Genomic DNA, 14,036 nt, shown 5'->3' on the forward strand with positions numbered 1-14,036 from the left:
AATAGATGAGTTCATTTAAAAGGGATCAAGTTCAAGACATGTATTATCTGTCACCGATGCAAGAAGGCATGCTGTTTCATACCCTCCATCACCAAGAAAAGGGCTTTTATGTAGAGCAAATGGATATGAACGTAAAGGGCACACTGCGTCATGACTTACTTGAGAAAAGCATGAATGTCATCGTGGAGCGGTACGATATTTTTCGTACCGTATTTCTCCACGAAAAAGTGAAGCGCCCTGTCCAAGTTGTGCTGAAGAAACGTCCTTTTACGCTTGATGTGGTGGACATGCAGAATCTTTCTGAAGACGAACAGCTTGTACGTCTTGAGACATTTAAACAACAGGATCGCCTGAGAGGATTTGACCTTTCGAAGGATGCTCTCATGCGGGCAACTGTTTTCCAAACGGGCCCTGCCAGCTATCGCTGGATATGGAGCTACCATCATATCCTTCTTGATGGCTGGTGCTTTGGGCTTGTGGTGCAGGAGTTATTTGCGATTTATCATGCCCTTTTACATGACATCCCTTACAAACTGGAACCGGTTAAACCGTACAAAGAATATATTCAATGGCTTGAAAAACAAGATAAACAAGCATCACTTCAATATTGGCAGCAATCATTAGCCGGGTTTGATGGGCAATCTACCTTTAAAGAACAGAGAAAGCAAACGAATGAACATGAATTAGGCGAATTGGAATGGTCGATGAGTAAGGCAGAAACGGCTGCTTTATCAGAGTTAGCGTTCCAGCAAAATGCGACGTTAAGCAGTGTGCTGCAATCGGTCTGGTCAATTCTGCTGAGCAGATATCAGCGGTCAAATGATGTGCTGTTTGGCACGGTTGTGTCGGGACGTCCGGCAGATTTAGCTGGTGTTGACAGAATGGTTGGCTTGTTCATCAATGTCATCCCAAGAAGAATTCAGCTGACAGATGATATGACATTCCGTTCTCTTCTGTCAGAAACGCAGCAGCAGTCTCTTGCAGCCGAGCCGCATCAATATATTCCGATTTATGATATTCAGGCAAAGACAGGTCATCAGCCACTCATTGATCATATTGTCGTGTTTGAAAATGTCCCAGCCGCAAAGAAGGACGAGCAAGAGGCGCGGTTAGGATTTACTGTGGAAAACATGAATGTGTATGAAAAATCGAACTATGATCTCAATTTGCTGGCATCACCAGGAGAACAATTGCAATTGAAGCTGGCCTTTAACAAAAAAGCATTTGATCCTCAATTTGTTCAACGGTTAAAGGAGCAGCTGAGTTTATTGATGAGCGAGGCGATCAAGCATCCTGATCAATCGGTTCATACACTTACACTTGTCACGAAACAGGAAAAGCAGCTGATTCTTGAGGAATGGAATGCGCCCGAGCTTGAGCATGACCAGCTATATTTGTCGAAATGGTTTGAGCATAATGTCCGCAAACAGCCGAATGCGGTCGCATTATCAGCAGGTGAGCACACGATGACATATGCGGAGCTGAATGAACAAGCTAACCGATTGGCAAGACATTTGCAAAAAAATGGGGTCACGCATCAAACGGTCATCGCCATTTTAGCGGGCCGCACGCCTGAACTGATTGTCAGTCTACTTGCTGTCTTAAAAGCAGGTGCAATCTATGTGCCAATTGATCCCGATTATCCAGAAAGCCGCATTCAATACATGCTTAAAGACAGCGGGGCAACGCATCTACTGACTCACTCATCCTTTATCGGTCAAGTGAAGGGACTTGCGTTTGATGGAAAGTATCTGTTTGCAGATGATCAAGAAATTTCACTGATGAGCTCAGAGAATCTGCCGCTTGAAGCAGGCTTACACGATACGGCTTACATCATGTATACGTCTGGTACAACAGGTCAGCCAAAAGGCATCATGACGACCCATTCCAATATTGCCCGGGTGGTCAAAAATACAAACTACTTAACCATTTCAGAAACAGATACACTGCTGTCATTATCCAACAGCGTATTTGATGGCTTTACATTTGATGTGTATGGCGCACTTTTAAACGGAGCGAAGCTTGTCTTGCCGAAAAAAGAGACCATTTTAAACATGGGCGAGCTGACGGGATTGATTAAAAGGGAAAACATTTCTGTCATGTTTGTTCCAACGGCATTATTTAATCTCCTTGTTGATGAAGAAACCGACTGGATGCGTAGTGTGCGCAAGGTGCTATTCGGAGGAGAGCGGGCATCGGTACAGCATGTGAGGAAAGCTTTTGCTGTCATGGGGAAAGGCAGACTCATCAATGTCTACGGCCCAACCGAATCAACAGTATTCGCCACTTATTATCCAGTCGATGAGGCTCTGCCGATGGAAGCGCGTTCGATTCCAATCGGAAAGCCGCTCAACCAGACGGGTGCTTATATATTGAGTCAGCACAGGCAGCTTCAGCCGATTGGAATGGTCGGAGAGCTTTGTCTGAGCGGCAAAGGGCTTGCGAAGGGGTATTTGAATCGTCCTGATCTGACAAAACAAGCCTTTATCGCGCATCCATTTGCTGCGGGAGAAAGGCTGTATCGTACAGGAGACTTGGCTTATTTTCGAACGGACGGTTTGATTGAGTATGCAGGCAGAGTGGATGATCAGGTGAAAATTCGCGGTCACCGAATTGAGCTGACAGAAATTGAAGCCCACCTTCTCATGCATCCAGGTGTAAAACAAGCGGCTCTTATAGCTGATCAGCATAACACGCAGCATACAAGGCTGCTCGCCTATATGACGTGTGAGGAGGAGTGGAAGGATAAACTGGATGTGATCAAATCAGGGCTGAAGGAAAAACTTCCGGCTTACATGCAGCCTCATGACCTGATCAGACTTGAGAAAATACCACTTACGCCAAATGGAAAGGTTGATAAACGTCAGCTGCCAAAGCCAGAGGTGCCTCAAGGAAACCGTCATGTGAAGCTTCCGGTAAATGAGGTAGAACAAAAGCTACTTGTGATGTGGCGGGAAGTGCTTGAACGAGAAGATATCAGCACAGATGACCATTTCTTTGAGCTTGGCGGGCATTCATTAAAAGCGATGTCGCTTTTATCCAAGATGTCGAAGGAATTCGATGTTCAGGTGCCTATTCACTTGCTGTTTGAGACGCCTACCATTGAAGCAATCAGCCGTTATATTCAACAGCAGGATCAGGAAGCAGCCGGCTATCTTGTATTCAATGAATCTCAAACGCCAACAGTCTTTGCTCTACCCCCATTACCAGGCTATGGCTTTATCTATCAGGAAGCCGCAAAAACGCTCGACGGTGTTCGTTTGATCGCCTTTGACTTTATTGAAGCTGATCACCGAATCACGCAATACGTTCAGCATATCCAGCACCTTCAGCCTGAAGGACCGCTGACTTTGATGGGTTACTCTGGCGGGTGCTACCTAGCCTTTGAGCTTGTTCAATCGCTCGAACAAGCAGGGCGGACCGTCGAAAAAGTCATCATGATCGATTCCTATAAGAAAATAGGAGAAAGTGATTTAGAAGGACGATCCATTGATGACGATATTGCAGCGATCGTCCATCAGTCGAAGCAAAGTGAACTTGCCCAAGCGGAGCTCATTCAAGACGCGCTTGCTCAAAAAACGAGGGCTTACTATGAAACTTTTGTTAAGGGGGTGAACCAAGGAGAGATACAAGCAAACATTGATTTCATCCAATCCGAAGAAAACATTGCGATACCAGAATGGATGGAACATTGGGAAACTGCGACGACCGGCGCTTATCGACAATATCAAGGCTATGGTCAGCACGCCGACATGTTCAAAAACAAAGAATGTGCCGCCCGAAATGCACAGCTAATTAAAGAAATAGTCCATCATAAAAATAGAGAAACAGTCTTGTGAACTTTAGATGAGGCAGGGGTGCACATTGGCAGCCCTGCCTGACAAAAAAGGGAAGGAACTCATATGAAACCATCAACCATTAATCAATCGAATGTACATGAATCAATGGATACGATTTTACAAGATGTACAGAAAACCATTTTACAAACCAACGAAATCGAACGCTTCGCTGTTTTTTCTCGTGAAAAAACCATTCGACCACGGCCATATCACCTCTCTCATTTATTTCTAGACCAACACATGGAGCAGGAGGCCGCAGCTGAATGGATACAAACGCAAATGGCTTCACCTGCTTTAGCGGACATGCCCCCAGCCATTTCCTATGGAGGGGATATAGATGTTCGGGCAGGAGCTCAAACCTTGCAGGACGCTCTAACTGAGGCAGCCAAAACAACAAATGGGCTGACTTATATCATCAATAGTGAAAACGAGCTCACGCAATCCTACGCGCAGTTAAAGGAGGATGCCGAGCGGGTGTTGACGGGTTTAAGGGCACTAGGGCTTGAGCCAGGAGATCCTGTGTTCTTTCAATTTTCATCGAATCATGCGATGGTCACGGCTTTTTGGGCATGTGTGTTAGGCGGATTTGTCCCAACACTTGTGTCGGCAGCCCCGACCTATCGGGAAATGAATGCCTCAGTGAAGAAGCTTCATCACGCTTGGGACCTGCTGGAGCATCCGCTCATTCTCACGGATGACTCGCTGATTGATGAGGTGCAAGGCTTGGCTTTACTGTGGCATACAGATCAATTACGTGTGGCAGCCGTTGAACCAATGCTTACTTTAGAAAGAGATCTAGAAGCACACCCAGTCACGCCCGATGATTCCGTCTTTTTTATCTTAACGTCTGGAAGTACGGGGATGCCCAAATGCGTAGAGCATTCTCATAGAAGTGTGCTGGCGAATGTCAAAGGAACAGTGGCAGCCAATGGGTTTACACAAGAGGATGTCTCGTTAGACTGGATGCCATTAGATCATATTGGCGGCATTGTCATGTTCCATCTTGTCAATGTGTACACAGGCTGTGAGCAAATTCGAGCAAGAACAGATGACTTCATCGCTCAGCCGCTGCGCTGGCTTGACTGGATGGACCGCTATCGTGCAACGAAGACATGGGCACCTAACTTCGCATTTGCGATGATCAATGATTATGAGAAAGAAATCTCTTCGGGATCGTGGGATCTTTCTGCTATGACTTGTATGATCAATGGGGCAGAAGCGGTCGTACCGAAGACGATTCACCGGTTTTTACACCTGCTCGCTCCGCACGGCTTAAAAGGAGACGTCATCAGACCAGCTTTCGGCATGTCAGAAATCTCATCAGCCGTGGTCTTCTCTTTTGCGATTGAGCGGGGAGATGAAAACAGCGGGGTACTGACCTTTGAGGAAACATCGCTGACAGAGCAGCTAAGACCAGCAGAGGCACGCGAAACTGGAACCGTCAGCTTTACAGAGCTCGGGAAACCGATTCCGGGTATCACGATTCGTATCGTTAACCATGAGCATGAGCTTCTTCCCGAAGATCATATTGGTAGCGTGCAAATCAAAGGGCCGACGACAATGAAGGGCTATTACAAGAATGACGAAGCGAATCAAGAGGTTTTTCAAACAGAGGGCTGGTTCCACACGGGTGATTTAGGTTTTCTGCATGAAGGAAGACTGACATTAACCGGTAGAGAAAAAGACATGATCATCATCAACGGGAAAAATTATCACAACTATGAAATTGAAGCCATGGCAGAGGAAGTACCCGGCGTAGAAACAAGCTTTGTGGCAGCTTGCTCCGTTCGGATGGAGGCATCTGCATCCGATGAACTGATTCTCTTTTTTACACCGAAGCTGTATGAGCCTGCTTATATCATGAGGGCTAGCCAGCACATTAAAACCCATATTGCGACAAAAATGGGTCTTTATGCATCAAGGATTATTCCTGTCCAGAAGCATGCCTTTCCGAAAACAAGCTCTGGAAAAATAGAAAGGGCACAGCTCAAGACAAGGTGGCAGGAAGGTGAATTTGACGAAATCATCAAGGAACTGGACATCAGACTTGAAAATGAACACACCTTGCCTGATTGGAGTTATCAAAAGAAGTGGACACCCGCTCCGCTTCATGAAACGGAAAAGCAAACAGAAGGGGACATGGTGATCTTTGCTGATGAGTTAGGGCTGGCAGATCAATTGAAATTCCTCTCAAACCATGAACAAACCTATATCACGGTTGAACCGGGTCAAGCATTCACACAACTCACACCCACTCACTTCATCATCCACCCGAATCGGCCGTCAGACTACGAACAACTCTTTGAGACGCTCCGTTCGTATGGCGTTTCGGTGAAACAAATCATTCACCTTTGGAACTACACAAACAAGAAAGACACACTTCAAGCGGCAATGGCGAAGGAAGCGCAGAAAGCTGGCAGCATGAGTGCATTGTATGTAACAAAAGCGATCGCCGCCTATGAGGAACCTGTAGAGATGACCTTTGTCTCCGCTCATGCGATGAATTTGCCAGAAGACAAAGTACATCATGTGGAAAAAGCAACAACAGCGGGATTGATGACAGCTGTTCAGCATGAATGGCCGTTTATCAAGGTGCGATGTCTTGATTTTTCTCTCACAGAATCGGTTGGTCATTCTCATGTATCGGCGATCATGACAGAGCTCATCCATGGCACAAGTCAGCATGTCGCTGCTTATCGTGAAGGTGTTCGTTATATTCCTCTTATAGCGCCGCTTCATCTGGAAAGGGAACAAAAGAGGAAAAAACCGCCATTTGAATCATCGGGGCTTTACGTGATGACAGGCGGGCTTGGCGGAATAGGACGGATGCTAAGTGAACATCTTCTAACATCCTATCACGCGCATCTTGTGCTGCTTGGAAGAAAGGCACGAGAGGTTTTAAGTGCGGAGCAGCAAGACGTATTGACCTCACTTGAGAAACAAGCGGAAAAACGCGGCGGCACTGTTCATTATGAAGAAGTGGACTTGACGGATGCAAAAGCCCTTGAAGCCCTTATCTCGAGACAAGAGGTGGCTCATGGAAAAAGGCTGCATGGTGTGATTCATTTCGCTGGCATCATTCAAGAAGAGCTGCTTGCGGACATGACGTCTGCGTCCTTACATGCGATGTACGAAGCAAAGGTATATGGCACGATTGCGCTTCATGAAGCGGCTTCTAAACGGCATAATGTCTTATTTCTTTCTAGCTCATCAGCACGAACGTTAAAGGGCGGGATGACCGTAGGCGCTTATTGCGCTGCCAATGAGTTCGTTGAACAATTTGCTCATTATCAGAGGCTGACATCTACCGTGAAGCCTTACTGCTTTAGCTTTAGCATGTGGGATGAGATCGGCATGAGTGAGGGTTCAATGATCAAAGGCATGTTAAAAGAAAGAGGCTATCTTCCGATTCCGAAGCGGGCGGGCTTGCAGACGATGCTGGCATGTTTGATGACTGATGCACCTCTCATTTATATGGGATTAGATCGGTCGAAGCAGGACATTCAAGAGATGCTCCATGCGAAGAGCCGAACAGAGAAAGCCGTGTATGTCTTTTTCAAAACCGACAAAACAAAAGCCATTGAAGAACGGCTGTATCAGTCCATTTATACGTCTTTGCAGTCTCATCTATCTGGTGAATATTCCGTCCATCTATTTCCTGAGGAATATTGGAAAGAATCAGAGGATGGCATGCCGGATGAAGCGCATTTCAAAGCACTCATTGAGGATAGTGGACAGGAAGCCGAGGACAGAGCGCCTCAAACGGAGACGGAGAAACTTTTGGCAAGCATTTGGTCCGAGCTGCTTGATGTCTCAAATGTCAGCTGTGGTGATCATTTCTTTCTACTCGGGGGTCATTCGCTCAAGGCAACGCAAATGCTGTCTGCGGTGAGACAAAAAATGGGGTTTGATGTGCCTCTCGCTGTTCTTTTTGAGCATACGAGACTTGGGGAATTAGCGGCATGGATCGATTCGCATGCAAAAGTGGATGAAGCGGTACAGGTGTGGAAAATGGCAAAGGGTCAGGAGATTCCGATGTCTTATGCCCAGCAAAGACAGTGGTTTCTCTATCAATTACAGCCTGATCTGCCATTTTACAATAATACAATTTCCTTTCGGATGAATGGATCTTTAGATGTGAAGGTACTTCAGCGCAGTCTTCAGCAAATGGTGCGAAGGCATGAATCGCTCAGAACTTCCTTTGCCATGAGCGGCGATGAACCGGTGCAGATCATCCATGAGCATATGACCCTTCCAGAGCTTGAAGTGGTGGATCTATCAGATCTGACGTCACAGGAAGAAAAAGAACAAAAAGCGGCTGAGTGGGCAAAAAGAGAGGCAAGCAGAGCTTTCCGCTTAGAGCATGATCCGCTCTTTCGGGTAAAACTAATTCGGTTGTCGGACACAGATCATTTGCTACTAATGTCCATTCACCACATTGTGTCAGATGGCTGGTCGGTTGGGATTGCCGCAAGAGAGCTGTCTGAATGGTATACAGCGATGATTGACAAGAGAGAGCCTGATCTTTCGCCGCTGCCAATACAATATGCGGATTACGCCCTATGGCAGAAGGAGTATTTGACTGGAGAGACGCTGCAAAAGCAGGTTTCCTATTGGAAGGAGCAATTTGCTGTCCCTGTAGAAGATTTGGTTTTGCCGTATGACTACCCGCGGCCAGCCGTTCAATCCTACAAGGGAAAAACGAAAAAATACCACCTGTCGAAGTCGCTGTCTGAGCAGCTGGCAGCTCTTTCTAAAAAAACAGACAGCACCCTTTATATGACGCTACTGACTGCCTTTTCTACCTTGCTGCACCGTTTGTCTTCACAGGATGAGTTTGTGATTGGATCAGTCATTGCTGGGAGAAATCGGACGGAGATGGAGCAGCTCATCGGATTTTTCGTCAATACGCTAGCACTTCGGATCAATCATAGCGGGAATCCTGCTTTCACTGACCTATTAGAACGGGTGAAAGAAACAACAATGGGCGCTTATGCGCATCAGGATGTGCCGTTTGAGATGGTCGTAGATGAGCTGAATATTGTACGTGAGGCTGGCAAACAGCCGCTGTTTCAGGTCATGTTCGTTTTGCAAAATCTGCCTCTTGAGGCTTCTCCGATGGGGGAGGCGACATCTGTTTTAGCCATTGAAGATAACGATACCGCCAAATTCGATCTATCCCTGTTTGTTTTTGAAGGAGCGGAGGGTCTTCAACTAAAACTGGAGTATGATGTGGACTTATTTTCTGACGATACGATGGACCGGTTCCTTCAGTACTACGAGCAGCTGCTTGAGCGTATTTGTGAAAATCCAGCACAGCCGATTAGACTAATGAATTACCTGCCAGAAAAAGAGAAGCATCAGCTGCTCTATGAATGGAGCGGCAAAACAGATCAGCCTGCAGGCCCGCTTCTCATCACTGAACGGTTTGAAGCGCAGGTGAGAAAGTCACCCGATGCCATCGCTCTCGAATTCGGGGAAGAGCAGTGGACGTATCGTGTGTTACAAGAGAAAGTCGACCGGCTTGCGGCTTCTCTGCAGCAGCGAGGTGTGACGCCGCATGAACCAGTAGGGCTGCTCATCGACAGGTCGCCTGAAATGATTCTTGGGGTGCTGGCGATTGTGAAAGCAGGAGGCGCCTATGTGCCAATTGATCCTGAATATCCAGATGCCCGCATTGATTATATGCTGAGGGATACAGGTATTCAGCTGTTACTGACAAAAAATAAATGGCTGAAAAAGGTGTCCATCAGTCAAACCGAACTCATTTGTCTTGATGAAGGATATGAAGAATTTTTATCAGAAGCAGAACTCATACCTGCTGCCTTAAAACCTGATGGACTCGCTTATATCAATTACACCTCAGGATCAACTGGACAGCCAAAAGGGGTATTGATCCCGCATCAAGCAGTCATCCGGCTTGTGTGTGAAACAGATTATGTCACCCTTGATGAACATACACGTATTTTACAAATCGCTAGCTTCTCCTTTGATGCCTTTACGTATGAAATATGGGGAGCCCTGCTAAACGGGGGAAGACTGATCCTGACCGATCGAAATACAGTTTTATCAATGGATACACTGGCTGATACACTGACATCATACAAGATCACAACAGGATTTCTGACGGTGCCGCTGTTCAACCGATTGACAGAAGAACATCCAGAAGCTTTATCTGGATTCGATGCATTATTGGTCGGTGGTGATGCGCTCTCAGCTGCTCATATCCGCAAGGCACTGCCGTATTTACCGGAAGGGCTTTTAAACGGCTATGGACCAACTGAGAATACGACGTTCTCCTGTGTGCATCACATTCGTTCATTAGACGAAGGGCAGACGACCGTTCCTATCGGTCAGCCAATTGCTTATTCACAAGCCTATGTATTAGACGACCAGCTGCAGCCGGTTCCGCAGGGTGTCATTGGAGAAATCTACGTTGGCGGAACAGGGCTGGCACTCGGCTACCTTGGAGATGAAGAAAAAACATCGCAATCATTTATCCCGCATCCTTTCCATAAAGGAGAGCGTTTATATAAAACAGGTGATATGGGCCGCTGGCTCCCAAATGGCATCATCGACTGCCTTGGAAGAATGGATCATCAAGTGAAAATACGCGGACATCGCGTCGAATGCGGAGAAATTGAAGCCGCTATGCTGAGTGTTGAAGACATCGTAGAATGTGCGGTTATTCCGCATCAGCACGAGAGTGGTCATAAGCGCCTGATCGGTTACTTTGTCCAAAAAGGTGAATGGACTCAGCAAGACCTTCGACGCAAGTTAAAAGATAGACTGCCAGATTATATGGTACCGAGCCTATTCATAGAGCTCGAGGAACTGCCGCTCACGCCAAACGGCAAGGTAGATCAAAAGCATCTCCCGCCGCCAATGTGGAGACAGGAAGAAGCAGACAAACCAGCAGATCAGGCACTCAGTGAGGAAGAACGAGTGCTGGAAAAGGTGTGGACTCAGCTTCTTGGCACTCCTTCAATCGGTGTTCATGATAACTACTTTGAGCTTGGCGGAGATTCTATTATTGTCATACAAATGGTGGCACGCCTAGCACAGGAAGGCTACATCATACAGCCGAGAGATGTATTTGAAAAACAGACCATTTCACAGCTGGCACGCGCTATGAAAAAAGCAGATGTATCTGTGTCCTATGATCAATCACCTGTTACAGGAAATGTTCGTCTGCTTCCAATCCAATCTTGGTTTCTTGAACAATCGATGACAAACCAAGATTATTGGAATCTATCAGCGCATATTGAATTCAAGCAATCGATACAACCTGAGCAGTTAACACAAGTTCTTTCAAAGCTTGTCGATCATCACGATATGCTGAGAGCCATTTATACAAAAGCAGCAGACGGTACATGGATTCAAACCGTTCGTGCGCCTGGCATCATTCCTTGTGTCACTTTCGTTGATTTGACGGATATTTCTCACGAGGAAGCGCTAGAGCAAATTCGCTTGGAGACAAGCGCTTGTCAAGGAACATTGTCATTAGAGAGAGGAGAATTGATCAAATTTATTCTTTTTCAGACAAGTGATCGTACGTCTGAACTCTTTATCGCAGCCCACCATCTTGTGATGGATGGAATATCGTGGCGCATCATACAGGAAGATGTATTAAATGGGTTAAAGCAGGTTGCGGCAGGGCAGGAGATCACGCTTGCAAAGAAAACCGCTTCCTATCAGCAGTGGGCAGAGGCACTCTATGAATATGCACAAACCGATCAATTACAAGAGCAGGTTCCTTTTTGGGAAAAGATCATGAATCAAGAGGAAGAAGGTTCTCCTTTTCAACCACCTGCGCTTTTCAATATAGAAGAACATGCAGAGATCCTGACTATTCAATTGACGAAGGATCAAACAGACATTTTACTAAGGCACGCATCACAAGCGTACCGAACAGAGGTCAACGATTTACTCCTGTCAGCACTTGCGCAAGCTGTTGGAAAGCCACTACTGATTACATTAGAAGGACACGGACGCGAGGATTTATTTGAACAGATGGATTTGTCACGGACAGTCGGCTGGTTTACAAGCTCTTATCCTATTTTTATTCCTTTTATTCAAACCGATGTTGAGAGACAAATTAAAGATGTCAAAGAAACCTTAAGAGCTGTGCCGCAAAAGGGGATCGGCTATGGCTTACTTCAATACATGACCGCATCACGTTTACTTAAAACGGCAGCGCCGCAGGTGAGCTTTAATTACCTTGGACAGTTAGATCAAATAGATGGTGAGGCAAATCTGTATATAGCAGATGAACGAAATGGACATGTACATGACCCAAAAGCAGAAAGACAGCATTTGATCGATGTGTACGGATACGTTGTCAGTGGTCAGCTTCAGATGAATTTTATGATCAATCGTGAACTGCTTCAGGAGGAAGAGGTGCGTCAGTTACCTGAACGATTTAAAGAAAAAATGGAGGGCATTTTGACGCATTGTGTAGAGGCAAAAGGCGGCTTTACGCCATCTGATTTTCCAATGGTCCAGCTGACGCAAAAGCAAATAGATAAGCTTCCAGACAATGTGGTAGATGTGTATCCATTATCTCCGATGCAGCAAGGGATGCTGTTTCATGCACTGTTAGATCAAGCATCACAGGCGTATTTTGGTCAGGTGCATATGACACTCGAAGGCTTAACGGACGGCGAAGCCTATGAAAAAGCATGGAATCTGCTTGTGGAACGTCATTCGATTTTACGGACAAGATTTGCTTGGGAGGGGCTAAAGGAGCCTGTCCAATTGATTCAATCAGAAGGAAGCATTCACCTCACTCAGCACGATGTGCGCCACCTGAGTGAAATGGATCAGAAGAAAACCATTGAGCGTTATTTACAATCCGATCGTTCAAAGGATTTTGATTTGGAAAATACGGCTGAACCGCTCATTCGTATCGCTTTGTTCCATCGTGACGAGAAAACTTGCACGTTTGTTTTTAGCTTTCATCATATTTTAATTGATGGCTGGAGCCTGTTCGGCTTGATTGAGGAATCCTTTTCAATGTATCGCTCGCTTGTGGATGAACGAGAGATGAACCTTCCTGCTGTGCGTCCATATAAAGATTTTATTGAGTGGCTGCAAAAGCAGGATCAAGAGAAGGCACAAGAGTTCTGGAAACATTATATGTCAGGAGTAGAGGGAGTCACACCACTTCCAGGAGACGGAGAGCAAGCCTCGGATGAAGGAGCAGGTATTGATCAAATTAGTATCAAACTGACGCCTGAAATGCAGCAGAAGCTGGACAAAATGACAGGGACACAGAAGGTCACGATGAGCACATTGATTCAGGCGGCATGGGGTCTGCTCTTGCACCTTCATTCAGGCTCAGAGGATGTCGTGTTCGGTGTCACAGTATCTGGCCGGCCGGCGGACTTACCAGAGGTTGAAAGCATGACAGGGCTCTTTATTAACACCTTGCCGCTTCGTTTGCCGATCACACCAGACAGGACCATTGCCGAACTGCTTACGCAGACGCAGGAAACGGTTTTTCACATGCGAGAATTCGAGTATACCGTACTCCCAGATATTCAGCAGATGACCCAAATTCCGAATGGAGAATCATTGTTCAACAGCATTGTCGTGTTTGAAAACTACCCGATTGAATCTGTAGAGCCGTATGGTGTACGGATCTTAGACATTGCTAGTCATGAAGAAACCAACTATGACCTGACCCTTGTGGCTGTCCCGGGAGATACGCTGGAGCTTCGGGTCACATACCGCTTCAATCAATATAAAGAAAAACAAATACAATCGCTGATGCAGCAGCTGGTCCATACACTTGAAGCCATGACAGAACAAGTGGAGACACCACTCTCTTCCTTCACGATCGTGACAAATAAAGAAAAAGAGCGGATGATCACCGATTGGGCGAAAAATGCACAAGTCAGCGTGCTGTACCCAGATCAAGAAGAGGTCTATTCAGTTATTCATGATCCTTCGTGTGAGACGGAAATCTATGTTCTGAGCGAAGAGCATCAGCTCATGCCGGTAGGATTTCCTGGAGATATTTTTATCGGTGCAAAGGATATCAAGGCACTTTGCGGAGAGCTTGCCGATTGGATGGAGACGCATAAAATTCCGCATCCATTCAAACATCAAACTGGCGAATACCTCTATCCGACAGGGGATGTCGGCGTTTGGACTGAAAAAAACAAGATTCAGATTTTGGATTGGGTGTAGGAG

At 46.2% G+C, this 14,036-nt stretch carries 2 protein-coding genes; both read left to right on the forward strand.

What is annotated here, in order from left to right; all coding sequences use genetic code 11:
- Positions 1-5: 5 nt before the first annotated feature.
- The gene (locus tag MKZ05_RS02080) at positions 6-3,839 is read left to right on the forward strand and encodes an amino acid adenylation domain-containing protein (RefSeq protein WP_339161159.1); all 3,834 of its coding nucleotides are present in this window, start codon (positions 6-8) and stop codon (positions 3,837-3,839) included.
- A 63-nt stretch (positions 3,840-3,902) separates the two neighbouring features.
- The gene (locus MKZ05_RS02085) at positions 3,903-14,033 is read left to right on the forward strand and encodes an amino acid adenylation domain-containing protein (protein WP_339161162.1); all 10,131 of its coding nucleotides are present in this window, start codon (positions 3,903-3,905) and stop codon (positions 14,031-14,033) included.
- Positions 14,034-14,036 lie beyond the last annotated feature (3 nt).

The organism is Bacillus sp. FSL M8-0277, from assembly GCF_037975305.1.
GTDB lineage: Bacteria > Bacillota > Bacilli > Bacillales > Bacillaceae > Bacillus > Bacillus pumilus.